Annotated in this window: 23 protein-coding genes and 1 pseudogene; 8 read left to right on the forward strand and 16 right to left on the reverse strand. The window is 65.2% G+C overall.

Annotated features, from left to right (window positions below; all coding sequences use genetic code 11):
• Window position 1: 1 nt before the first annotated feature.
• From QM701_RS08840 to QM701_RS08850, 3 genes are all read right to left on the reverse strand, one after another.
• Entirely contained in the window at window positions 2-1630 is a 1629-nt protein-coding gene (locus tag QM701_RS08840) for a methyl-accepting chemotaxis protein (RefSeq protein ID WP_415166706.1), read from the reverse strand.
• Between the two features lie 178 nt (window positions 1631-1808).
• The gene (locus QM701_RS08845; protein WP_415166707.1) at window positions 1809-2876 is read right to left on the reverse strand and encodes a Fic family protein; all 1068 of its coding nucleotides are present in this window, start codon (window positions 2874-2876) and stop codon (window positions 1809-1811) included.
• Window positions 2877-3125: 249 nt separating this feature from the next.
• Entirely contained in the window at window positions 3126-4127 is a 1002-nt protein-coding gene (locus tag QM701_RS08850; RefSeq protein WP_415166708.1) for a LacI family DNA-binding transcriptional regulator, read from the reverse strand.
• A 267-nt stretch (window positions 4128-4394) separates the two neighbouring features.
• Between QM701_RS08850 and ptsP the strand changes: the two genes are divergently transcribed.
• Genes ptsP through QM701_RS08865 form a run of 3 tightly spaced genes read left to right on the forward strand, consistent with a single transcriptional unit; the run spans window position 4395 to window position 9644 of the window.
• Entirely contained in the window at window positions 4395-6881 is a 2487-nt protein-coding gene (gene ptsP / locus QM701_RS08855; protein WP_415166709.1) for a phosphoenolpyruvate--protein phosphotransferase, read from the forward strand.
• Window positions 6878-7861, forward strand: a complete 984-nt coding sequence (gene pfkB / locus QM701_RS08860) for a 1-phosphofructokinase (protein WP_415166710.1) — start codon at window positions 6878-6880, stop codon at window positions 7859-7861. The genes ptsP and pfkB overlap by 4 nt, the downstream gene beginning before the upstream one ends.
• Window positions 7862-7904: 43 nt before the next feature.
• Window positions 7905-9644 carry a PTS fructose-like transporter subunit IIB gene (locus QM701_RS08865; protein ID WP_415166711.1) on the forward strand — a complete coding sequence of 580 codons (1740 nt, stop codon included), beginning with the start codon at window positions 7905-7907 and terminating at the stop codon, window positions 9642-9644.
• Window positions 9645-9792: 148 nt separating this feature from the next.
• On the opposite strand, the gene QM701_RS08870 is transcribed toward QM701_RS08865, so the two are convergent.
• Both QM701_RS08870 and QM701_RS08875 read right to left on the reverse strand, forming a co-directional pair.
• Window positions 9793-10692, reverse strand: a complete 900-nt coding sequence (locus QM701_RS08870; protein ID WP_415166712.1) for an NAD(P)-dependent oxidoreductase — start codon at window positions 10690-10692, stop codon at window positions 9793-9795.
• Window positions 10693-10764: 72 nt separating this feature from the next.
• A complete protein-coding gene (locus QM701_RS08875) occupies window positions 10765-11994 on the reverse strand; it encodes a murein transglycosylase A (protein WP_415166713.1) in 1230 nt (409 codons plus the stop codon).
• 230 nt (window positions 11995-12224) lie between these two features.
• Between QM701_RS08875 and QM701_RS08880 the strand changes: the two genes are divergently transcribed.
• From QM701_RS08880 to QM701_RS08900, 5 genes and pseudogenes are all read left to right on the forward strand, one after another.
• A complete protein-coding gene (locus QM701_RS08880) occupies window positions 12225-13118 on the forward strand; it encodes an ATP-binding protein (RefSeq protein ID WP_415166714.1) in 894 nt (297 codons plus the stop codon).
• The gene (locus QM701_RS08885) at window positions 13115-14059 is read left to right on the forward strand and encodes a Nudix family hydrolase (protein WP_415166715.1); all 945 of its coding nucleotides are present in this window, start codon (window positions 13115-13117) and stop codon (window positions 14057-14059) included. Before QM701_RS08880 ends, QM701_RS08885 begins: the two co-directional genes overlap by 4 nt.
• Before the next feature lie 37 nt (window positions 14060-14096).
• A pseudogene (locus QM701_RS08890) lies at window positions 14097-14477 on the forward strand (IS30 family transposase); the annotation flags it as partial.
• 143 nt (window positions 14478-14620) lie between these two features.
• Window positions 14621-15790: a porin gene (locus tag QM701_RS08895; RefSeq protein ID WP_415166716.1), complete on the forward strand. Its 1170-nt coding sequence runs from the start codon at window positions 14621-14623 to the stop codon at window positions 15788-15790.
• 520 nt (window positions 15791-16310) lie between these two features.
• Window positions 16311-17531, forward strand: a complete 1221-nt coding sequence (locus QM701_RS08900; protein WP_415166717.1) for a DUF4160 domain-containing protein — start codon at window positions 16311-16313, stop codon at window positions 17529-17531.
• Window positions 17532-17593: 62 nt separating this feature from the next.
• Here the strand turns inward: QM701_RS08900 and QM701_RS08905 are convergent, their stop codons facing one another.
• The 11 genes from QM701_RS08905 to QM701_RS08955 all read right to left on the reverse strand — a co-directional run bounded on the left by QM701_RS08905 (window position 17594) and on the right by QM701_RS08955 (window position 24246).
• The gene (locus QM701_RS08905) at window positions 17594-18007 is read right to left on the reverse strand and encodes a type II toxin-antitoxin system VapC family toxin (RefSeq protein ID WP_415166718.1); all 414 of its coding nucleotides are present in this window, start codon (window positions 18005-18007) and stop codon (window positions 17594-17596) included.
• Complete coding sequence (locus QM701_RS08910) at window positions 18004-18264, reverse strand: type II toxin-antitoxin system Phd/YefM family antitoxin (protein ID WP_415166719.1); 261 nt, start codon at window positions 18262-18264, stop codon at window positions 18004-18006. Before QM701_RS08910 ends, QM701_RS08905 begins: the two co-directional genes overlap by 4 nt.
• Window positions 18265-18450: 186 nt before the next feature.
• The gene (locus QM701_RS08915; protein WP_415166720.1) at window positions 18451-19029 is read right to left on the reverse strand and encodes a chromate transporter; all 579 of its coding nucleotides are present in this window, start codon (window positions 19027-19029) and stop codon (window positions 18451-18453) included.
• On the reverse strand, window positions 19026-19595 hold the full coding sequence (locus tag QM701_RS08920; RefSeq protein ID WP_415166721.1) for a chromate transporter: 570 nt from the start codon (window positions 19593-19595) through the stop codon (window positions 19026-19028). The genes QM701_RS08915 and QM701_RS08920 overlap by 4 nt, the downstream gene beginning before the upstream one ends.
• Before the next feature lie 109 nt (window positions 19596-19704).
• Window positions 19705-20799 (reverse strand): porin, encoded by a 1095-nt coding sequence (locus QM701_RS08925; protein ID WP_415166722.1) that lies wholly within the window; start codon window positions 20797-20799, stop codon window positions 19705-19707.
• A 357-nt stretch (window positions 20800-21156) separates the two neighbouring features.
• On the reverse strand, window positions 21157-21453 hold the full coding sequence (locus QM701_RS08930; protein ID WP_415166723.1) for a hypothetical protein: 297 nt from the start codon (window positions 21451-21453) through the stop codon (window positions 21157-21159).
• A gap of 107 nt (window positions 21454-21560) precedes the next feature.
• Window positions 21561-22559: an NAD(P)H-dependent glycerol-3-phosphate dehydrogenase gene (locus QM701_RS08935; protein ID WP_415169366.1), complete on the reverse strand. Its 999-nt coding sequence runs from the start codon at window positions 22557-22559 to the stop codon at window positions 21561-21563.
• Window positions 22553-22999 carry an SH3 domain-containing protein gene (locus QM701_RS08940; RefSeq protein WP_415166724.1) on the reverse strand — a complete coding sequence of 149 codons (447 nt, stop codon included), beginning with the start codon at window positions 22997-22999 and terminating at the stop codon, window positions 22553-22555. Before QM701_RS08940 ends, QM701_RS08935 begins: the two co-directional genes overlap by 7 nt.
• A 27-nt stretch (window positions 23000-23026) precedes the next feature.
• Window positions 23027-23470 (reverse strand): protein-export chaperone SecB, encoded by a 444-nt coding sequence (secB, locus tag QM701_RS08945; protein WP_415166725.1) that lies wholly within the window; start codon window positions 23468-23470, stop codon window positions 23027-23029.
• 87 nt (window positions 23471-23557) lie between these two features.
• Window positions 23558-23830, reverse strand: a complete 273-nt coding sequence (gene grxC / locus QM701_RS08950; protein WP_415166726.1) for a glutaredoxin 3 — start codon at window positions 23828-23830, stop codon at window positions 23558-23560.
• Window positions 23827-24246 (reverse strand): rhodanese-like domain-containing protein, encoded by a 420-nt coding sequence (locus QM701_RS08955; protein ID WP_415166727.1) that lies wholly within the window; start codon window positions 24244-24246, stop codon window positions 23827-23829. The genes grxC and QM701_RS08955 overlap by 4 nt, the downstream gene beginning before the upstream one ends.
• Between the last annotated feature and the right edge of the window lie 71 nt (window positions 24247-24317).

Below are 24317 nucleotides of genomic sequence, written 5' to 3' on the forward strand. Positions count from 1 at the left end.
ACTAGACCTTGAAGCGCGACACCAGCGCCTGCATGCCGTGCGCCGTGGTCAACATGGAGCCGGAAGCGCGCGAGGTTTCGTTGGCGACGGCGTTGGCCTCCTCGGCCTGGGTGGCGATGTCCTCGATCTTCCTGGCCACTTCGGTAGACGCCGAGGATTGTTCGCGCAGGGCTCCCGCGACGTCGCCGACGAGTTTCGCCACGCGCTGGGCCATTTCGTGCATGCGCGCGATCGCCTCGCCCGCCTGGCCGGCGTATTCCACGCTGCTGTCGACCAGTTGCACGCCCTGCGACACGCCGGACACCGCGAGTTCGGTGGAATGCTGCATGGCATCGACCATCCGCGAGATTTCGCCGGTGGACAGCGCCGTGCGCTCGGACAGCTTGCGCACTTCGTCGGCCACCACCGCGAAGCCCCGGCCGGCTTCGCCGGCGCGCGCCGCCTCGATCGCGGCATTGAGCGCCAGCAGGTTGGTCTGATCGGCGATGTCCTTGATCACCCCGACGATGTTGGAGATCTTCCCGGATTCCTTCTTCAGGCTGTCCATTTGCGTGGCGGCGTCCCTGACCACGGCGGCCGCCTCGCCCACCTGCTTCACCAGCTGCCCGATGGCCTCGTGGCCCTCGTTCGCCTGGGTGCCGGACGCTTCCGCGACCGAGGCGGCTTCCCGGGTATTGTCGGCCACGATGTTGATCGAGACGGTCAGTTCCTCGACGTTGGCGGCGATCGCCGAGGCGGCGCTGCTCTGAATGCTGGCCGACTGGTTCAGCTGGCCGACCGCATCGTCGAGATCGCGCGCCGCGCCGAGGATCGACCCGGCGCTGTCGGTGGTCTCGCGCAGGGCGTTCCTCAACGCGCGCTGCATGTCCTTCATCGCCCCGATCAACTTGCCGACCTCATCGCCGCTCGCCGGCGGCAGTTCGACCGTCAGGTCGCCCCGGGCGATTTCTCGGGCCGCCTGCACGGTTTCGTCGAGCCGGCCGGAAATGCGCCGCGCGACGAGGAAGCTGCACGCCACGGCCAGCGCCACGCCGATCGCCAGCGCCGCCAGCCCGCCGACAGTGGCCGTGGCGATCCGGCTTTCGGCGTCGGCCGAAGAATGCTCGGCGCCTTCGCGGTTGAGCTTGAGCAACGCGTCGGTCTGGTCGCGCAAATAGTTGGCCCGCTGGACCCATTCGGTCTTGCGCAGCTGCTGCGCTTCATCCGCCCTGCCCGCCTTGGACAGCGCGACCGCCTCGTCGACGATGGCATGGTACGCGGCGGCGCCTTTCACCGCCTGCTCGTACGCCGCCCGTTCGGCCTCGTTCGAGACCAGCGGCGCGTAGTTCTTCAATGCCGCGGCGAGTTCCGCGTCCAGATCGTTCAGCGACTTCTCGATCTTGCCCTTTTCGTCGTCGCTGCCGGGCAGCATGTATTCCAGGCTGCGCACGCGGTAGCGCAGGCGCAGCTGGCTGATTTCGCCCGCCGCCTGCACCGACGGCAGCCAGTTCCTGGCGATTTCCTCCGTGCCCCGCCCGACGGCCTTGATCTGCACGAGGCAAAAGACGATCGCCGCGATGAGCACGCCACCGCTGATCAGAAAATTGATCATGAGCTTGCCGCGCAGGCTCAGATTGTCGAACCATCCCATGGTGCCTCCCCGATAGTACTTTTTGACCCTGGCCCAGCATACATGGATTCATTCGACATTAGTAGCGGCTGCCGCCCCGTTCCCGCCCCGGGCCGGCGAAGGCGATCAGGCCCGTGATTCGCTCTGGTGATCTGTCTGCCTGAACAGGGTTTCCTGTTTGAGTCCGCCTTCGCTCATTTCAGTCGCCCAACAAAATCCGGTTCAGCGCCAGATTGATGTAGTAATTGCTGCGCCCCATCCGCTTCTTCTGCACGAAGCCGCCGGCATCCAGTGCATCGAGATATTTGGTGGCGGTCAGGCGCGACACGCCAAGGTCGCGTTCGATGAAGCCGATTTTGGTATAGGGATGCATGAACAGATTGTTGATCAAGTCCTGGCTATAGAATTTGTATCCGGCGCGGATGCGGTGCTTGTAGTCGAACAGGGCATCCTTGATCGCGTGGATTGTCCGGACTGTCTGCCCGGCGGTCTTTTCCACGGCATCCAGCATGTACAGCACCCATTCTTCCCAGGCATCGGCATCTCGCACGGCTTGCAGCAGGCGGTAGTAATCCGCCTTGGTGCGTACGATATGGCGTGAGAGATAGAGCACCGGCACGTCGAGCAACCCTTCTCTGACCAGGTAGAGCACGTTCAGGATGCGTCCGGTACGGCCATTGCCGTCGTAGAACGGGTGGATGCTCTCGAATTGGTGGTGGATCAGGGCCATGCGGATCAAGGGATCGACAGGAAAACGCTCGCCGTCGTTAATGAAGCGTTCCAGGTCGCTCATCAGCGCCACGATCTCCGCAGGGTCTTGCGGCGGCGTATAGACCGTTTTTCCTGCCCAGGTCTTGAGCGCCGTGCCCGGCAACTTGCGGAAACCGGCATTGTTGCGCTCCAGCTCCGCCTGAATATCGATGATGTGATTGGCGGTAATCAGGCCGCTATCACGTACCTGCCGATAACCGAGGTGCAAGGCCTGCCGATAGCGCAGAACTTCCTTCGCTGCCGGACTGGCCAGGGCTTCAGGCAATACGTCGTCCTTGAACAATTCGTCGTGGGTGGTGACGATGTTCTCGATTTCCGAACTGTCCTTGGCCTCCTGCAAGCCAAGCGTGTTGATCAGAATGCTCTGATTCGGAATGGAAGCGGCGATCCCCTTCAATTCAGCCAACGCGCGGCTGGCAGTGGCCAAGCGTTTCAGAATCGGCGGCGTATCGAAGCGGGCGGGGTCCAGCGTTTCCAGGGACGGCAAGAAAGTCATGGCGGCAGGCGATCCAGGGCAATATGTATAAAAATACGATTTTTATATACACGTTGCCTGGCACATGTTTAAGGAATCTACATTTTCATACACAACCAACAGAACGCATATAAAAACCGGCATTTTTTATGTATGTCACGCACGACATGCAAAAAAATTTGAATTTTTTGCCCACTTTCTTTTCTGGACACGATACGGCTCGGCCCGGTATCGAAGGGCCAAGTATTCTGGGCGACCTACCGTCTGGATTTACACAGTCTTGGTATTTGAGGCGGCGCTCGATCCCCGCACCAGCAGCTCGCCGCGCAGCACGATGCGATGCACCGCCTGCTCCGGCTGGGCGATGCGGGCGAGCAGGCGTTCGATGGCCGAACGGCCGATGTCGTAGGTGGGCTGCGCCATGACGGTGATGGCGGGAGTGACGACGCGGGTCCACGGCATGTCGTCGAAGCCGGCGAGGGCCACGTCGTCGGGAAAACGCAGCTCCGCTTCGCGCAGGGCCTGCACCAGTCCGAGCAGGATCAGGCCGCTGCTGGCGACCACGGCGTCCGGCAGCGCTCCGCCCCCCTGGAGGAAGCGGCGCATCGCCGCCTGCGCCTCGTCGGCCGTGGGTTTGAGCGCCTGGGCGATCGGCGCCAGCCCCGCGCCGGCCAAGGCCTCCTGGTAGCCCTGCAGGCGCTGGCGTCCGGTGGCGCTGGCGGCGCCGTAGAAGAAGGCGATGCGCCGGTGCCCGGCGTCGATGAGGTGGCGCACCAGCCGCTGCGCGGCATCGACGTTGTCCAGCACCACCGCGTCGGCGGGCGTGTCGTTTTCGCAGCGGTCGACGAGCACCACGGGAAAGGGGAAATCCGCCGGGCGATAGCGCGCGAGCAAGGACAGGGTCGGCGACAGGATGACGCCGGCGACGTTCTCGTCGCGCATCATGTCCAGGTAGAAGCGTTCCTTCTCCGGGTCCTCGTCGGCATTGCACAGCATCACCCGCATGCCGTGGGCGTAGGCCACGTCCTCGACCGCGCGGCCGACCTCCACGAAATACGGATTGCGAATGTCCGAGACGATCAGCCCCAGCGTGTCGGTACGCCGCGAGCGCAGCCGCCGGGCGGCGAGATTCGGGCGGTAGCCGAGCGCCTCGACGGAGGCCATCACTCGCTCCCGCGTCGCCTCGCTCACTCCAGGCAGGCCGGCGAGCACCCGCGACACCGACGCGACCGACAGGCCGGCATGCTTGGCAACATCCAGAATTCGGACCATCCGCATCACCTTTTTGGAAAACGATTACCATGAACTTACGGGCGAATTATGCCTTAAATTCCCGAAGGAGAACGAGAGTTACGGTACTTCCAGTCGCACTCGAAGTCTTTCGCACGCCTGAGAAATAAACACAATAAATTGATTAATATAAATTTAATTTGAATCCCGGACGAATCGTGCGGATCGTTTCAGAAACTGATTGACAACGAAAATGTAATCGATTACAAATGCGCTTATCCAATCAACTCTAACTATCCTGGGGGTCAAATGGAAACGATTACGAAAAGCTGCGTCCTCATTCAGGCTCCGGTGCAGACCAAGGAAGAGGCCATCCGCCTGGCCGGCCGGCTGCTGGTCGACGCGGGCTACATCGCGCCGCCCTACGTCGACAGCCTGATGCAGCGCGAGGCGGTCTCCAACACCTTCCTCGGCGCCGGCGTGGCGATTCCGCATGGCATGATCGAGGACCGGCACCACGTGCTCCACACCGGCATCGCCGTGCTGCAGGTGCCGGGCGGCATTCCCTGGCAGGAAGGCAAGGAGGCGCGCCTGATCGTGGCCATCGCCGCGCAGTCCGACGAGCACATCGCCATCCTGCGCCGCCTGACCCGCCTGATGCAGCAGGCAGGCGCCATCGACGAACTGGCGACGTGCACCGACCCCGGCCGGATCGTCGCCGCGCTGACCGACACGCCGTACGTGCCGCCGGCCGCCGCCGCGCCGTGGCCGGCCGACGCGCGCCTGGAGCTCGTGCTCGATTACCCCAACGGCCTGCACGCCCGGCCGGCGACGCGCTGGGTCGAGACGGCCCGGCGCCACGCCGGCGTGCTGCGCGTGTTCAAGGACGGCGAGCACGCCGACGCCAAGTCCCTGAGCGAACTGCTCAGCCTGGGCATCACCCGCGGCCAGAAGCTCGTTCTCGCCGCGCGCGGGGAGAACGCCGGCAACGCCGTGCGCGACCTCGCCGAAACGATCACCCGCCTCTCGGCCGAGGAAATCGGCGACGCCGAACGCGCCCGCGCCGCGGCCGAGCGCGCGCGGGCCGATGCTCCCGCCTGGAAGCCGGACGCCGCCGGGCGCCAGCAACAGGGCGTCGCGGCCAGTCCGGGACTGGCCGTCGGCCGCATCGCGCGTCACCAAAGCAGCGCCCTCGCCGTGACCGACGCCTCGGCCGGCGCCGTGGCGGAAGGCACCGCGCTCGAAGCCGCGCTCGCCCGGGTGGCCGCCGAACTGGGCGAACTCGCAGGCGAGACGCGGCGGCGCCTCGGCGCGGGCGAGGCGGCCATCTTCGCGGCGCAGCGCGAGCTGATCTCCGACCCCGTGCTGATGCGCGCCGCCTACGGCGAGATCATGCGCGGCCACGGCGCCGCGTGGGCGTGGAAAAAGGCGCTCGACGCGCGCGTCGACCGGCAGCGCCGGCTGCCCGACCCGCTGCTCGCCGCCCGCGCGCTGGACCTCAAGGACGCCGGCGAGCGCGTGCTCGCCGCGCTGCTCGGCGTCGAGCGCCGCGCCATGGTCCTGCGCGAGCCGACCATCCTCGTCGCCGAGGACCTGACGCCGTCGGACACGCTGCAGCTCGACATGCGCCACGTCGTCGGCCTGGCGATCAGCGGCGGCGGGCCGACCTCGCACACCGCGATCCTGGCGCGCACGCTGGGCCTGCCGGCGCTCGTCGCCGCCGGCCCCTCGCTGCTGGCGGTCGACGACGGCGCCGAGGCGGTGATCGACGGCACCGCCGGCTGCCTGTACCTGGACTGCACGGCGGCGGACCTCGACAGCGCGCGCGCCGCCATCGCCGCGCAGGCCGAGCGAAGCGCGGCGATGCGCGCCGACCGCCACCAGCCGGCGGTCACCGCCGACGGCCACGCGGTGGGCATTTTCGCCAACGTCGCCAACGCCAGGCAGGCGGCCGACGCAGTCGCGGCCGGCGCCGAGGGCGTCGGCCTGATGCGCACCGAATTCCTGTTCCTCGAACGCGACAGCGCGCCGGGCGAGGACGAGCAATACGCGGCCTACCGCGACACGCTCGCCGCGCTCGCGGGGCGCCCGCTGATCATCCGCACGCTGGACATCGGCGGCGACAAGCAGGTGCCCTACCTCGACCTACCGCGCGAGGAGAACCCCTTCCTCGGCGTGCGCGGCGCGCGCCTGCTGCTCGCCCGCCCGGAATTGCTGCGCACCCAGCTGCGCGCCCTTTACCGCGCGGCGGCGCACGGCTCGCAGCCTGGAGCACTCTCGATCATGTTCCCGATGGTCACCCGCATCGCCGAGGTCACCGCCCTGCGCGCCGAATGCGAGCAGGTACGCGCCGCGCTCGGCGCGCCGAAGGTGCCGCTGGGCATCATGGTCGAGGTACCGGCCGTGGCGGTGATGGCCGAACGTTTCGCCAGGGAAGTCAACTTCTTCTCGATCGGTACCAACGACCTCACGCAATACGTGCTGGCCATGGACCGCCAGCACCCGCAACTCGCCGCGCAGGCCGATCCGCTCGATCCGGCGGTACTGGCGCTGATCGGCGCCACCGCCGCGGCCGCCGGCAAGGCCGGCATCCACGTCGGCGTGTGCGGCGGGCTGGCCGGCGACCCGCTCGGCGCGCGCATCCTGACCGGGCTCGGCGTCAGCGAGCTGTCGATGAGCGCGCAGGACATCGCCGCCGTGAAGACCGTGCTCCGCGCCGAGACCTTCTCCAACCTGCAGCAGCTGGCGCAGCGGGCGCTGGCCGCGCGCGACGCCGCGGAGGTGCGCGCGCTATGAGCACCGTCCAACGTCCGGCGGCGGATGCCGCCGTCCTCTGCGTCGCACTCAACCCGGCGATCGACCTGACCATCGAGGTCGCCGGCCTGCGCCCCGGCGAAGTCAACCGCGCCCGGCGCGCCCAACAGGACGCCGGCGGCAAGGGCATCAACGTGGCCTCGTGCCTGGCCGACTACGGCGCCGGCGTGGCGGTCACCGGCCAGCTCGGCCGCGACAACCCGGCGCTGTTCGCCGCGCTGTTCGCGGCCAAGGGCATCGCCGACCGCTGCCTGTACATCGACGGCAGCACGCGGGTGAACGCCAAGATCGTCGATCCGGCGCAGGGCCAGACCACCGACATCAACCTGCCCGGCCCCGCGCAGACGCGCGCGGAGATCGACGAGCAGATCGCGCGCCTGGAAAGGCTCATCGACGAACTCGCGCCGGCGCTGCGCTGGGCCGTGCTCTCCGGCAGCCTGCCGCCGGGCTGGCCCGACGACGTTTACGCCACGCTGATCCGCCGTGTGCACGCCAACGGCGGCCGGGTGGTGCTCGACACCAGCGGCCGGGCGCTCACCGCCGCGCTCGCCGCCGCGCCGGAGATCGTCAAGCCGAACCGCGACGAGCTGGCCGAATGCCTGGGCCGCCCGCTCGCCTCGGCGGCGGACGCCACCGCCGCCGCGCGCGAACTGCTCGCCGCGCATGCCGGCATGCGCCTCGTCGCCGTGTCGATGGGCCGGGAAGGCGCGGTGTTCGTCACGCCGGACGCGGCGCTGCTCGCGCATCCGCTCGACGTCGAACCGATCAGCTCGGTCGGCGCCGGCGACGCGATGGTCGCCGGCATCACCGCCGCCCAGCTCGACGGCCTGCCGGTCGACGCCTGCGCCCGCCTGGCGACCGCCTTCGCCGCCGCCAAACTGACGCGCCTCGGCCCGCACCTGCCGGCGCCCGCAACCGTGCGTTCCCTGGCAGAAAAAGTCGGCCTGACCCGCCAAGGCTAGTTCCGGGGAACCCATTCACACCGTTTTCCACAAGGAGGCTCAAATGGCAACAATCGTAGCGGTCACTGCCTGCCCGACCGGCATCGCGCACACCTTCATGGCCGCCGAAGGGCTGGAACAGGCCGCGGCCCGGCTCGGGCACGCGATCCGGGTCGAAACGCAAGGCTCGATCGGCACGCAGAGCACGTTGACCGGCGAGGAAATCGCCGCCGCCGACGTCGTGCTGATCGCCGCCGACACGGCGATCGAGAAGACGCGCTTCGCCGGCAAGCGCATTTACGAAACCGATACCCGCAGCGCCATCGACAATGCCGCCGCCGTCATCCTGGCGGCCTTGCAGCAACCGGCCGCGCCAGTTGCCGGCGAGACAGCCGCCGCCCGCATCGTGGCGATCACCTCGTGTCCGACCGGCATCGCGCACACCTTCATGGCGGCCGAAGGGCTGCAGCAGGGCGCGGCCAGGCTGGGGCACACGATCAAGGTGGAAACGCAGGGCTCGGTCGGCGCGCAGAACACGCTGACCGACGACGACATCGCCGCCGCCGACATCGTGCTGATCGCCGCCGACACCACGATCGACACCAGCCGCTTCACCGGCAAGCGCATCTACGAAACCAACACCAAGAGCGCCATCAACGACGGCGCCGCGGTGGTACGGACCGCGCTGGCACAGGCGGCGGTCAAGGACGGCGCCGGCGCGGAAGGAACCAAGGATCTCGCCGACCAGGCGCTGGCCGCCAAGGCCGCGCAGTCGGCCGCCCGCACCGGCGTGTACAAGCACCTGATGACCGGCGTGTCGTACATGATCCCCTTCGTCGTCGCCGGCGGCCTGCTCATCGCGCTCGGCTTCGCCCTGGGCGGCATCTACGTGTATGACGACGCGCACAAGGGCACGCTGGCCGCCAACCTGTTCTGGATCGGCAAGGCCAGCTTCCAGCTGATGGTGCCCATCCTCGCCGGCTACGCGGCCTTCTCCATCGCCGACCGGCCGGGCATCGCGCCGGGGATGATCGCCGGCGTGATCGCCGACGGCGTCGGCGCCGGCTTTCTCGGCGGCATCGTCGGCGGCTTCATCGCCGGCTACGCGGTGCGCTGGCTCAACCAGGCGATCAGGCTGCCGCGCACGCTCGAAGGGCTCAAGCCCGTGCTGATCCTGCCCTTGCTGGGCGCCGCCGTCACCGGCCTGCTCATGTACTACGTGGTCGGCGGCCCGGTCGCCGCCATCCTGGCCGGTATCTCGGCCTGGCTGAAGAGCATGCAGGGCAGCAGCGCGGTCGTGCTCGGCATGCTGCTCGGCTGCATGATGGCCTTCGACATGGGCGGGCCGGTCAACAAGGCCGCCTACACCTTCGGCACCGGCCTGCTGGCCAGCCAGATCTACGAGCCGATGGCGGCGATCATGGCCGCCGGCATGACGCCGCCGCTGGGCATCGCGCTCGCCACCATGCTCTTCCGCAACCGCTTCTCCTCCGACGAGCGCGAGGCCGGCAAGGCCGCCGCCGCGCTGGGCATCTCGTTCATCACCGAGGGCGCCATCCCGTTCGCCGCCAAGGACCCGCTGCGGGTGATCCCGGCGATCATGCTCGGCTCGGCGGCGACCGGCGGCCTCTCGATGGCGTTCGGCGCGCAGCTGCACGTGCCGCACGGCGGCATCTTCGTCCTGCCGATGCCCAACGCCGTATCCGGGCTGTTCGGCTACACCATCGCCATCGTGGCGGGCACCGTCATCACCGCGCTGGCGCTGTTCGTGCTGAAGAGGCCGCTAGCGAACGTAGCGGGCTGAAGCCCCACCAACTCCTCCCCCTTCAAGGGGGAGGCCGGGAGGGGGATGGGGTGGTTCATACCTCCGCTTCTACCCCATCCCCACCCCGGCCCTCCCCTTGAAGGGGAGGGTGAACAGCAGAGAAGCCTCTACCGGCGACGCCGAAACCTCACTCCTGCTTCCCGCGCGACGCCGCGTACTGCGGATCGAGCAGCGCGCTGACGTAACGCTCGCCGTGGCCGGCGTCCACGGCCTCCTCGAACACCGCGCGAACCCGCTGCGCCAACGGGCTCGGCCCGCGCGGCGACTCCTCGGCCATTTCGCAGAAATAGCTGGTGTCCTTCAGCGCGTTGCGCAGCGAGAAGCGGCTGCCGTCGAAATCGCCGTCGAGCGCCGGCTTGACCATCTTCTCCAGCGTGCCGGAGCGGGCCGCGCCGGTCTCCATCACCGCGTAGAGCGCCTTCCAGTCGACGCCGCTCTCCCGCGCCCGGCCATAGGCCTCGGCCAGCAGCGCGCCGGTGCCCTGGGTGACGAAGTTGTTGAGCAGCTTGGCCTGATGCCCGGTGCCGATGCCGCCGATGCGATGGACGACCTTCGAATAGCACGCCACGATGGCGCGCACCCGCTCGAAATCCGCGTCGTCGCAGCCGACCAGCGAACCGAGCCGGCCCGCCGCCGATTCGTTCGGCCCGCCCGTCACCGGCGCGTCGGCGTAGCGCACGCCCTTTTCCCCGAGCAGCGCGGCGACCTGCCGGCTGATTTTCGGGCGGGAGGTCGTCGCGTCGATCACCAGTTGGCCCCGGCGCAGGCCCGGCAACAGGCCGTCGATCACGGCGCGTACCGTGTCGGCGTTGCTCACGCACATCACCACGGCGTCGCACGCCTCGGCGAGCGCGCGCAGGTCGTGCGTCTCGCGCGCGCCCTGCTCCAGCAGTTCGTCGATCCCTTCGCGGTTGCGGTGCACATACACGCTCAACGGATGCCCGGCCCGCAGCAGATACAAAGCCATACCCCGGCCCATCAGGCCCGCGCCGATGAAGCCGATGCGTTCACGTTCGTTATTCGACATTCCCTATCCTTTCCAGACTCACACTGATCATTCGAACGCGGATGGCATCCCGTCGGGCGCCTCCGTCGCGTGTCAAGGCGTCGCCACGAAATCCGTCGGCAGCAGCACCCACATCTTGCCCTGCTGCTTCATCCGCCCCGCCTGGGCGCCCGCTTCGGCGCCGAAGCCCCAGAAGAAGTCAGCGCGCACCACGCCGCGAATCGCGCCGCCCGTGTCCTGCGCATGCACCAGCCGCGTCAGCGGCGCCGCCGAAAGCGGCTGGGTGGTGGACAAGAACACCGGCGCGCCGAGCGGCACGTAGCGCGGGTTGACGGCGATGCTGCGGCCCGGGGTGAGCGGCACGCCGAGGGCGCCCTGCGGCCCGTCGCTGGCATTCTGCGGACGCGGCATCTCACGGAAAAACACGTAGCTCGGATTGGCGTCGAGCAGCTCAGCCAAGCGCGACGGATTGGCCCGCGCCCATGCCTGGATACCCTGCATCGACGCCTGTTCGATCGGCAGTTCGCCGCGGTCGGCCAGCACCCGGCCGATCGCCTTGTAGGGATGGCCGTTCTGATCGGCGTAGCCGAGCCGCACCATCTTGCCGTCCGGCAGCCTGACCCGGCCGGAGCCCTGGATTTGCAGGAAGAACAGCTCGACCGGATCGTCGACCCACAACAGCACCTTTTCGGGATAGATCTTCGCCAGGCCCCGGTCGGCGATTTCGGCGCGCGAATAGTAGGGAACCACCCGGTTGCCCACCAGCCGGCCGCGCAGGCGCATGTTCTTCAGATCGGGCAGCACCTCGGACAGGTCGATGGTCAGGAGATCGGGCGGCACGCCGAGCACGGGCTGCGCATATTTCGCCGTGCGCGTGCGCGAACCGCGCAGCAGCGGCTCGTAGTACCCGGTCACCAGCCCGTCGGTCGAACCGTCCGGATTGGTCAGCAGGTAAGGCGTGAAATGGCTTTCGAAGAAGCGGCGGATCGCCTGCGCGTTCTTGCCGGGCAGCGTGCGCGCCTCCTCGCAGACGGCGCTCCAGGCCGGCCATTGCGGCTTGCCGGCGAGCCCGCGGCAGGATTGCAGGAAGGCCGGCCAGGCGGCGGCTGGATCGTCGACGTCCCAGCCGGGCACATCGCTCCAGCGCGCCGGCTGCAGCGGCTTGGCCGGCGGCGGGGCGGGCGCGGCGGGCGGAGTTCCGGCCGGCGCGGCCGGGCATAGCGGGCAGGACGGACACGCCGGCTTCGCCGCCTCCTCGACCGTGGCGCACGCGGCAAGAAGCGCGCAGAACGCCAGGGCAAGCCACGGCGCGCACCGTCCCACACCTCCCCCTTCAAGGGGGAGGCCGGGAGGGGGATGGGGCACGCGCTCCGACAGCGTCGAATCCAACCACGACCGGACCGCGCGGCTACCCCATCCCCGCCCCAACCCTCCCCTTGAAGGTGAGGGAGAGGCGGCCGTGCGATCGCCCTGCAATGCACACTTGAGCATTTGGCTTTTGTTCATGCTTTGGCTACAGTTCGATGTTTCCCGAGCCAGCAAGTATACCCCCCATGAGCACCGCCCCGTCCCCTCTGGCCTCTTTCCTGGAACGCGCCGAGCACCTGCTGGCGCGTCTCGAACCGCTGCTGCCGCCCGCCTCCTCCGAGCCCGACTGGCAGGCCGCCGTCGCCTTCCGCTGGCGCAAGCGCGGCGCCGCCCGCTACCTGCAGCCCTTGCCGCGCCTCTCGGCGATCCGCCTCGCCGACCTGCACGACATCGACGACCAGAAAGCGCGCATCGACGCCAACACGCGGCAGTTCGTCGCCGGCCGGCCGGCCAACAACGTGCTGCTCACCGGCGCACGCGGCTCGGGCAAATCGTCGCTGATCAAGGCGCTGCTCAACGAATACGCCCCGCGCGGCCTGCGCGTGATCGAGGTCGAGAAGCACGATCTCATCGACCTGCCGGACATCGTGGATCTCGTCGAAGGGCGGCCCGAGCGCTTCATCGTCTTCTGCGACGACCTGTCGTTCGACGCCGGCGACGCCACCTTCCGGGCGCTCAAGGTCGTTCTCGACGGCTCGCTCGCCGCCGCGCCGGACAACGTGCTGATCTACGCCACCTCCAACCGGCGGCACCTGATGCCCGAATACTTCGAGGAAAACCTGGAAGCGCACAGCGTCGGCGAGGAAATCCACCCCGGCGAAGCCATCGAGGAAAAGATCTCGCTGTCAGAACGCTTCGGCCTGTGGCTCTCGTTCTACCCCTTCGACCAGGAAGCCTACCTCGACATCGTCGCCCACTGGCTGCGCTCGTTCGGCTGCACCGACGCCGAGATCGCCAGCGCCGAGCGCGACGCGCTCAACTGGGCGCTGCAGCGCGGCTCGCGCAGCGGCCGCGTGGCGTGGCAGTTCGCCAAGGACTGGGCCGGCGCCCGCCGCCCGCGGCGCGGACGCGGCAAATGAGCCGCATCGTCGAAGTATCGGCCGGCGTGCTGCTGCGGGAAACCCCGGCCGGCACCGAATACCTGCTGGCGCAGCGCCCGCCGGACAAGGTCTATGCCGGCTACTGGGAATTCCCCGGCGGCAAGGTCGAACCGGGCGAGTCCTTCCGCGACGCGCTGGTGCGCGAACTGCGCGAGGAACTCGGCATCGCCATCACCGCCCCCGCGCCCTGGCTATGCCGCGAGTTCACCTATCCGCACGCGCGGGTGCGCCTCAAGTTCTTCCGCGTCACCGACTGGCACGGCGAAATCCATCCGCACGAACACACCGGCGCGGTGTGGACCCGCCTCGGCGACACGCCCGCCGTCACGCCCGTACTGCCCGCCAATGGCCCGATCCTCCGCGCCCTCGCTCTGCCCGACGTCTACGCCATCACCAACGCCGCCGAGAACGGCATCGACGCCGAACTAGAACGCATCCGCCAAGCCCTTGCACGCGGCGTCCGCCTGCTGCAACTGCGCGACAAGACGCTCGCCGCCCACGAACGCCATCACTTCGCCGAAAAAGCCGCATCCCTCGTCGCCGCCGTCCCCGGCGCCCTCCTGCTGGTCAACGACGACGAAGCCCTGGCCCGGACCATTGGCGCCGGAGGCGTTCATCTTTCGTCGTCACGCCTGCACGCTCTCTCCCAGCGGCCTGACTTCCAGTGTGTGGCTGCCTCCTGCCACACACACGCCGACCTCGCCCGCGCCGAGCAACTCGGCGTCGATTTCGCGGTACTGGGCCCCGTCCTGCCGACCGTCACGCACCCGGAATCTTCCGGCATCGGCTGGGACGCATTCGCGCAACTGATCGAACACGCCGCGATCCCGATCTTCGCACTCGGCGGCATGTGCCGGGAGTCGTTCTCCATAGCGCAGGCGCACGGCGCACACGGAATCGCAATGTTACGCGGCTGGTAAGAACGGCCGGACGCTAATTCCGATTTTCGATTCGTATGTCGAACGCCAGACACGCTATCCCATGCTGGTGAAAATTCCGGCGAAAGACACCGAAACGGTGGTCGAAGCGTTGATCAAGCACGCCAGCAAGTTGCCGCAGGAGCTGTACAAATCGCTCACGTGGGACCGGGGCAAGGCGCTGGCCGATCACCGGCGATTTACGCTGGCCACCGATATCAAGGTGTTCTTCTGCGATCCGCAGGGCCCTTGGCAACGCTGATCGAATGAGAATACCAACGGCTTGGTAAGGCAGTACTTGCCCAAGGGGCTCGACCTAAGCTCCTACTCGCATGCCAAGCTCAATGCGATTGCACGACGATTGAACGAACGCCCCAGGCAAACCCTAAACTACGAAGCGCCCGCACAGCAGTTTTACTAAGCTGTTGCATCGACCGGTTGAATCCGAAATGCAAAGTGGCCAAATCGCCGCAACTCTCTGCAACTCGCCAGATCGCCGCAAGAATACCTCATGTAAAAGAATCCTTTTCTCTCTAGAACTAGCGAGCCGGAGAGAAATTCACAATGCAAAAGAAAATCATCGCACTGGCAGTCGCCGGTCTGGTTTCGGGCGTTGCCTTCGCGCAAACCAACGTGACCGTGTATGGCTTGATTGACCAAGCCTACGTTTACAGCAAGAGCGACAACGGACTGACGGGCGCCAATTCTGGCGATTACAAGTATAGCGGCCTGAAGGATGGCGGTTTGAATGGTTCGCGTATCGGATTCAAGGGCGAAGAAGCGCTGGGCAATGGCCTCAAGGCGATCTTCACGTTCGAAATCGGCAAAGATGCAGACAACGAATCCTCTACCGTCAACTTCACCAACCGCCAATCCTTTGTTGGTCTGAACGGTAATTTCGGTACCTTTACGGCCGGTCGCCAGTACAATGCGGCGGCACTGTTCTATGCGAAGAACAACTCGAATGACGTGACCGGTGTCATGCCGGTGAACTCGCTGCAAGGGCAGAACCTCAGTCAGATTCGTAGCGGCGGCGGTACGGCACGCCAGGAAAACGTGCTCAAATATGTTTCACCGAACTGGTCGGGCTTTACGGTGGGCGCCAGCTACTCGTTCGGCGAGCATCCTCAGACGGTGAACACGCTCAACAGTAACAATGCCTCCATTTACGACAAGCGCGTGGATGTGACCGATAACGGACGTTATTCCGTTGCGGCCGATTACTCCAACGGCCCCTTCAATATCAGCGCAGCTTATGCCGTGGTCGATGGCGCGCGTGGTACGACCACCTATAGCGCAGCGGAAGGCAAGGATGTCAAGGAATGGTTCGTCGGCGCTGGCTTTGACTTCAAGGTAGTCAAGCTGTATGCGACTTATCAGGACCTGAAGAACGACAACGACACACTAACTACAGTTACCGACCAGAAATTGTGGTCGGTTGGTCTGTCAGCTCCTGTTAGCACCATGGGCAAAGCTTACCTTGAGTATGCCAAGTTGGATACTGATACGGATAACGGCTTTAATAACAATGCGAACGCTCGCTTTGATGGTGCTTCGAAAGGATGGGGTGTTGGCTATGAGCATTACCTCTCCAAGCGCACCACGCTGTATACGCAATTCTCGCAAATCAAGCATGACAACGATGTTGCCAGCACCGGTACGTGGGTTTCCGGCGCTGCTGCTCGTGGCGAGAAGCAAACCAACTTCATGGCCGGTCTGCGTCACACTTTCTAATTTGACGGACCTCCGCTGTGAAAACGGGCGCTTCAGCGCCCGTTTTTTTATGCCTTACTTCAATGCAAATTTCATTAAATCCAATATTGTCTGCGCATAAAACCTTCGAGCGAACGGAGAAGTTGGCGAGGCGAGATGGTAACCGGGCAGCCATTTTGCCACCGAGCAGATAAAGAAAATCAGTCAACTGACTGATCCTTTGTAAGTATCCCGTAAATTTAAAAATAAACAAAAAAATAACTGGAGAGGTCAATGACCTTTCCCCGTGGACAGCAGCGTTTCTTCCTGCTCGAGAATGCATAGATGTACGTCGCTTGCCATGGTTCTTGCTGCTTTCCGGCGTGATGAAATAGCCGTTGTAGGCAACCGTTCAGTCAAAAGCAACTGTCCTGAGACTCTTCTCCTCACCGCGCGTCGAGTTCTATGTAGAAGACCGTTTAGCGATTGCGATAAATTCGTCGATTTTTTTCGTGAGGCTGCGATGCTCCCTTTCTCCTACTCGAAACTCTTTGATTTGTGGATGAATACCGCAATACGGCGTGAAACTACGGTGGATGATTACCGGAAGGTATTCGTGTCATTTGCTAGATTCGTACAGGGGAAAGAACTGGCGTCGATTGCCCGCGTAGACGTGCTCGGTTTCCGCGATTTTCTGGCGACGCGAGGGCAAAGCCCAACAACCGTGAGCCGCAAGATCGGCATCCTCAAAACACTGTTCCGCGTCGCACGCGACTATGAGTTGTTGAAAGCCAACCCTGCCGAGCAGGTCCGGACCGTGTATACCCCCCGGCAGAAATCCCGCGTCGCGTTCAGCCCGGAGGATCTGTCACGCATTTTCAATTCTCCGATCTACACCGACAACTACCGGCCGGTAGCCGGTGGAAAGGAGGCCTGTTACTGGCTTCCGCTGCTCGCGCTCTTCACCGGCGCGCGTGTGGAGGAACTCGCCCAGTTGCTCGTGGATGATATCCGGCCCGTCGAGGGGCTGGGCTGGTACATCAACATCAGCGACGAAGCCGAGCACAGCCAATTGAAAAACGCCGCATCGCGCCGCCGCATTCCGATACACCGGACGTTGGTAGATTGCGGCTTCCTCAATTATGCACAGTCGGTACGCGACAGCCGCTTCCTTTTTCCAGAGTTGAAGCCGAATCCACGCCAAAAGCTGGGAGGCTATTTCAGCACCTTCTTCTCCGGATACCTACGCAAACGGATATGCATCACGGACACGAGGAAAGTCTTCCACTCGTTCCGGCACACCTTCAAAGACATCTGCCGCCGGGTCGGCATCGACGAGGCCGTCCACGACGCGCTGACCGGGCACACGGCGCCGCATGCCGGACGGCGCTACGGCAACGAGCACTATCCCCTCGAACCGCTTTTTGCCGCCATCGAGCAATTCGAGGTCCAGGGCCTCGATCTGTCGCACCTCTACACCGCTACGCCAAGTTCCCACATCCCGAAGCCCGACGGCAAGATGATCAGCGCCTACTACGGGATCGTGATCGCCTTTTGCCAGACCCGCGGCAATGCGCGAATGCCGCCCTGCATCCATGCCCGCTGCCATGGCTCCGAGGCGTCGTTTTCGATCCCCGACAATACGCTCCTCTCCGGAACGTTCCCATTCGCCAAGCAAGTGCTCGTCCAGGCCTGGATCGAAATTCACCGCGAAGAACTGATCGCCAATTGGGAAAATGGAAAGTCCGGCGGGGACTTTTTCCGTATCGACCCGCTGCGCTGACAGCCCGAATGTCCGCCGGACAAAATCAGTATCGGGAACCGTTACGGAGGACGGATCGAGCGTCACGCCTCCCAAGGATTGATGATCTGCACGCCAAGTCCCGCGAAATCCCGAGTGTTGCGCGTGACCAGGGTCAGACCGTGCTGCAAGGCCGTGGCGGCTAGCAGTCCGTCGATGACGGGCAGCATCCGTCCGGCGGCGGCCTGCACGCGGCCCCAACGGTCGGCGGTTTGTGCGTCGATGCCTAGCAGCCTGCCGACAAACCAGTTGGGCAGGTCCACCTCCAGCCAGTCTAGGAGTGCCTGACGGAATGCGGGATCGGCGACACCCTCGATGCCCTTGCGGATTTCGCCGAGGCACAGCACGGAGAGGTACAGCGATGGGCGCGGACGCGCCTGCATCCACGCCACGACGTTCCCGTCGGCCTTGCGGTTGCGCAGCTCAGACAGGACGTTGGTATCGATGAGGTAGCTCAAAACGCGATCTCGCGCGGCAGGCTGCCTGGGCCACGGTCCCGTTCGAACGCGATCTCATCGTGTCCCGCCAGCGGCGAGGCGCGCATGAAATCCAATAGCGACTGCTCATTGCCGGATAGCCGGTCGAACAGTTCACGCGACACCACCACTGCTACGGAACGCCCGTGCAGCGTGATGTCCTGCGGCCCTTCTTGCGCCGCATGCTTGACCAGTTCCGAAAACCGCGCCTTGGCGGTCTGCATCTGCCAGCTTTGCATGATCGGCCTCCTGAAACCCCATAATTCTGACTAGACTAGTCTGAATAATACCGAGTTCAGTGTTTATACTCAAGCACCATCATCCAGCACGCGGGCCGCGACCCGGTGATCTTCTGCAGTTGTCCGCCTACGTGGAGGCGCCGGTGCCGTAACGATCCGGGCGGAAGACGATGACTTTTTCTTGCATCAAACCCAGCCGAGAACTCCAAGGATGGCGCCGGTACCGAGCAGCCACAAGAGATGAATCCGCGTGCGCCAGACAATCAGCGCGGTCAGCGCCGTGAGCAGGTAGAGCGGCCAGTGTTCTCCGGGAGCGCCCTGTCCGTCGGCCATGATCCAGCCGGTACCGATCAGCAGGGAAATCACCACCGGGCTCATGCCCTGCTTGAAGGCGCGCACCGCCCGCCGGTCGCGGTTGCGCTGTCCCCACTTGGCCGCCATATAGGCGAGCGCGCTGCTCGGCAGCAGCAGGCCGATCGTGCTGAGCGCCGCGCCCAGGGCCGCCGTGGCGTAACCGCCGGCATTCACGCCGATGTTCCAGCCCATCAGCGTCACGAACAGCACGTTCGGTCCGGGGGAGGCCTGCGCGATGGCGATCGAGGCATTGAATTGCGCGTCGCTCAGCCAATGCTGGCGGTCCACCAGAAAGCGATGCATCTCGGGCAGCGTGCAGACGGCGCCGCCCACGGCCAGCAGCGAGAGCGAGAGAAAATGCCCAAGCAGCCCGAACCAGTCGCCCCACAGCATGACGATCGTTCCGCTCATGCGCCGAGCCTCCGGTACGCCAGAAAGCATGCCACCAGCCCAGGGCCGAGGAGAATGTAGACGAGGGGGAGGCGCAGCAGGGCGATACCGGTAAATGCTGCCGCGCCGAGTGCAGTGCAGAGCGGCGGGCCCAGCGGATTCGTTTTCAGCGCCGCAAACAGCTTGAGGCCGGTAGCGATGATCAGGCCGGCCGCCACCGCGCCCATGCCGCGCAGCGCGCCGACGACGGCCGGATGATTTCCCCATTGCACGTAGCACAGCGCCAGCGACAGCACGAGCAGCATCGGCACCGTGACCAAGCCCGCCACGCCGACCACCGCCCCGCGCCAGCCGAAATAGCGGGAACCGATGCCCAGGCACAGGTTGATCACGTTCGGCCCCGGCATGATCTGCGCGACCGCCCATTCCTCGACGAACTCTTCCTGGGTCAGCCAGCGTCTGCGTTCCACCAGTTCGCGCTGCACCACCGCCACCACGCCGCCGAATCCCTGCAAGGCAAGCAGGGTCAGGGCGACGAACAGTTCCGTCAGCGAGCGCGGCGCCGCTGGCGAAGACTCAGACTCCATGATGATCGATCCCCGGGCTGGTCGTAATGAAGGCCGTCATTATGAAGCCGTGCACAAAAAAACGGGCGCCGAAGCGCCCGTTTTCACGATCTTCTCTGACGTAGTCAGATTAGAAGAAGTGGCGGATACCCACGGAGAAGTTGGTGCTGTTCTCGCCAGCGAACTGGGTAAGCGTGGCGTTACGAACCTTCCCGTAGCCCCAGCCGATACCGTCGTCGTTCTTGACGCGCGAAACGGCCGTGTAGATCTTGGTCCGCTTCGACAGGTCGTAGTCGTAACCGAGGCCAAAGCCCTTGGCCTTGCCATCGTCACGTTCGTCAGCCTTGAATTGCGTGTATTCCGCACGGACCGTGCCAGCTTGGCCGACCGGAACGGAGAGGCCCAAGGACCACAGCTTGTGCTTGGCATCATCAACCGTAGCCGTGCCGTCGTCCCTCTTCTCCTGCATGTAGTTGGCGTACAGCTTGACAACCTTGAAGTCGAAGTTGCCGCCGATCGCCCACGACTTGGCGCCGCCGACATTGGCGTCAAGACCGGTGATGGGGTTGGTGCCGTCGTTGTCCAACACTTCTTGATACATCGCGGTCAAATACAGCGGACCGTTGGCATAGTTCACGCCGAGGCCGACCTTGCTGGCGTCGGTCGAAGCATCGCTGTAGCTGTCGCGAACGTTTTCGCCGAAGCTATAGATGGCGCGAACATTGAGACCGGCCATCGTCGGGCTGCTGTACGCGATCGAGTTATTCCAGCGCGCCGTGCCGCCGGTGCTCATCGTGCTGAACGTCCAGGCGTTGTCCAACGCCAGGTTGGTCGGGTACACGGTGGTGATGTCGTTCGAGCTGGTGGCGCCCAGGAAGATGTACGACGGAGCGGCTTGACGGCCCAGGGTCACGGCACCGAAGTTGCCGGACAGACCGACGAAGGACAGACGGGTTCCGCTGATACCGGCATTCTCACCAATGTCGATGCTGCCGAATTCGTAGGTGAAGATCGCCTTCAGGCCATTGCCCAGTGCTTCTTCGCCCTTGAAGCCGATACGGCCGCCGTTCCATCCGCCGCTTTCAACGCCGCTGAACTTGGCATCACCCAGCTTGGAATAGGTGTAGTTGGCATCGGCAACGCCATAAATGGTCACGTTGGTTTGCGCGAAGGCAACGCCCGAAACCAGACCGGCGACTGCCAGTGCGATGATTTTCTTTTGCATTGTGAATCTCCTCTAGGTTTAAGGTCGGCAGCACTTGATGCACCACCAAACTGGACCTCTCATTGATGAGAAGCTGTCCGAATCATCGCAAACGAGACACCCAGGGGCAACCTTGGCGCCACACTCGGCAGGATTGAGCGGTGCTTGTGTTGTGTAATTGCAACAATTCGGAGGGCTTCGGTCCGCCCGAGAATGCCCGATTTTTCTGGCTCTGACGGTGTGCAGGAGACTCGCTGCGCTTTGGGCGCGAGTCTGTCAGAAGACCTTAAGCGCGCGCAGCAAGTTCTTCGAAAGAAGCACGACCTTCGGCAGATCGCGCACATTCTTCACGGCATCGACGAGTGCTTTTTCTGCGGCTCACGCGAACTTCCGTACTGGCAGCGCCGGAACGTGATCGATGCTGGATAGCCCGAGGCGGTAGTGCCAGTAAGCCCAGGAGCGCGGGTTGAATTGTCCGGCCTCGGCGTGGATCAGGACTTCGCGCAACACGTCGTCGCCGACCTGCGAGGCGAGCGCCTGGACGTCGGCGTAATCACCGATGTCCATCACCTGGGCGATGATCCGTTCCGGCATGGCCAACGCCTCCTCCGGGGTTTTCCACCAGACGTACTTGCTGGCGAGCGGCGCCAGTATTTCCCGATTGACCTGGACCACGCGAGCCTCCCGCGTTGGTGATTTTCGACCGTTTGAATTGTACTCGGGCGATACGCTGGGGAAGGCGGCCGATTCCATTTCCCGCCGCCGTCGAATTTTCCGTTCGGCTAGACGGCTTCGACCTTCGGATCGCGCCCGAGTAGTTTCTCGACCGCGTCCAGGGCTGATTCTCCCCGATGCAGGATGGCGTCCACGGCGTCTGTGATCGGCATGTCGATGCCGAGGCCACGGGCCAGCGCGGCGACTTCGCGCGCGGTGCCGACGCCTTCGGCGACGTGGCCCAGTTCGGCGAGAATCTGGGACAGGGGTTTGCCGGCCGCCAGCGCGAGCCCGACGCGGCGGTTGCGCGAGAGGTCGCCGGTGCAGGTCAGGATCAGGTCGCCCATGCCGGCGAGGCCCATGAAGGTGCCGGGCTGGCCGCCGAGCGCCACGCCGAGGCGAGTGATCTCGGCGAGGCCGCGGGTCATCAGCGCGGCGCGGGCGTTGTGCCCGAAGCCGAGGCCGTCGCTGATGCCGGCGGCGATGGCCATGACGTTCTTCACCGCGCCGCCGGTTTCGGCGCCGATCAGGTCGTCGTTGGCGTAGACCCGCAGGCGCCCGCCGTGCAGTTCGGCGGCGATGCGGCGGGCGAATTCGCCGTCGTGCGATGCCAGGGTGACGGCGGTGGGGAGGCCTTGGGCGACTTCCTCGGCGAAGCTGGGGCCGGTCAGCACGCCGCAGGCGATTCCCTCGCCGAATTCTTCGGCCACCACCTGGTGCGGCAGCTTGCCGCTGTCCGGCTCGAATCCCTTGCAGACCCAGATCGTCGGGACCGCGGCGCCCAGATCGCGCAGTTGCCGCAGGGTGCCGCGCAAGCCGGCCAGCGGCGTGGCGAGGACCAGCAGTTCGGCTGTCGCGACGGCGGCGGCGAGATCGGCTTCGATCCGCACGGCGGCGGGCAGGGAAATCCCGGGCAGGAAACGGCGGTTCTCGCGCTGCGTCCGCATGTCCCGGACGACGTCGTCTTCGCGCGTCCACAGGGCGACTTCGTGCCGGGCGCTCAATACGATCGCCAGCGCGGTGCCCCATGCGCCGGCGGCAATGATGGACAGCCTCAAATTCAGAATCCCCAGACCTGGCCGGCGCGCACGAAACCTTCCTGTCCGTCGGCGTGGCGCACCTTGATCCAGCCGCCGGGCAGCGCTTCGACGTAGTCCAGCGAAACATTCCGCTCGGCTTCGAAGACCAGCGGCGCGGCTTCCTCGGGTTTTTGCTGGACTGCCGCCCGCTCGGCCTTGACGATGATCGTGCGGCGAGCGGCCAGGTATTTTTTCTCGATCCAGGCCAGGCTGCCTTCGGCGTCGCGCACCTTGACCCAGGTGTCCAGGCTGACCACGACTTCCACCGGCGTGCCGCGCCGGACGACGAAGAGCTTGGCGCCCTTCACCGACGGCGCGTCGTAGAGCACCGTCGCCGATTCCACCGTGCGGTATTCGATGGCCTGCGCCGGCAGGGAAAGGCCGGCCAGCAGCGCAAGCAGGGCAAAGATCGGCGGTCTTCTGGACACGGCGGTACTCCTCGTCGATGCGTTGAATCAGGCGTTGGCCGTCTGCTCCTGCTCGGCGCGCGCCGCGTACATGGCCTCGAAGTTGACCGGCTGCAGCACGACCGGCGCGAAACCGGCGCGGGTCACCGACTGGGAAACGGCTTCGCGGGCGTACGGGAACAGGATGTTCGGGCAGGCGATGGCCAGCAGGGGCTCGATGTTTTCTTCCGGCACGTTGCGGATGCGGAAGAGGCCAGACTGGCCGACTTCGACCAGGAACACGTTCTTCTCGCCGATCTTGGCCGTCACCGTGGCGGTCAGCGTGACTTCGAAGATGTCGTCGCCGACCTTCAGAGCGCCGGTCTGCAACTGGAGGCCGATTTCCGGCGTCTCCCGTTCCAGGTAGATGGCCGGCGCGTTGGGCACTTCCAGCGACAGATCCTTGATGTAGAGCTTTTCGATGGCAAACGAGGGGGCTTCTTGTTCGGTCATGATAGGGGTCTTCTTGGTTGGGTTGGGTTGGGGTGTGGTGAAACCGGGACGGACCGGCCGCACAGAGGCCGCCCGGTCCGTTTCGGCTCAGTCCGTTTCGCCGGCAAGCAGCGGCAGGAGCTTGCCGGCCTGATCGAGGGCGATCAGTTCGTCGCAGCCGCCGACGTGGGTATCGCCGATGAAAATCTGCGGCACCGTCCGGCGCGACGTTTTTTCCATCATTTCGACGCGCCGCTGCGGGTCGAGGTCAACCCGGATCTTCTCGATCTCGGCCACGCCCCGCGCCCGCAGGAGGTTTTCGGCGCGGATGCAATAGGGGCAGACGGCCGTCGAGTACATGACGACACGCGGTGCGCTCATTTCTTCGCTCCTTTCCGGACGGGGAGGCCGGCCGAGCGCCAGCCGGCGATGCCGCCCGCGAGGTTGCTGACCTTGCCGAAGCCGAGCTTTTCGAGTTGCTTGCAGGCGCTGGCCGAGCGCGCTCCGGTCTGGCAGACGAGGATCAGTTGCCGATCCTTCAGTTTGTCGAGTTCCGCCGCGCGCGCTTCGAGCTGATCCATGGGAATGTTGCGCGAATCGGGAAGGTGGCCGCCGACGTATTCGTCGGAGCCGCGCACGTCGATGACCTGCGCGTCCTCCCGGTTGATCAGCAGGGTGGCCTGCGTCGGGGTCAGGCCGGCGTTCCCGCCGGGGCCGCGCAAGGTGAGGAAGAGCAAGGCGCCGCCGCTGCCCAGCGCGAGAAGGACGAGAAGGATGTTGTGCTGAATGAATTCCAAGCGACGCTCCAGAAACAAGGGACGGTTAACGAATGTAAGCGAATGCTCCGCGGGAGGATTCCCGCCGCAGC

The organism is Propionivibrio sp. (assembly GCF_047602565.1).
Classification (GTDB): Bacteria; Pseudomonadota; Gammaproteobacteria; order Burkholderiales; family Rhodocyclaceae; genus Propionivibrio.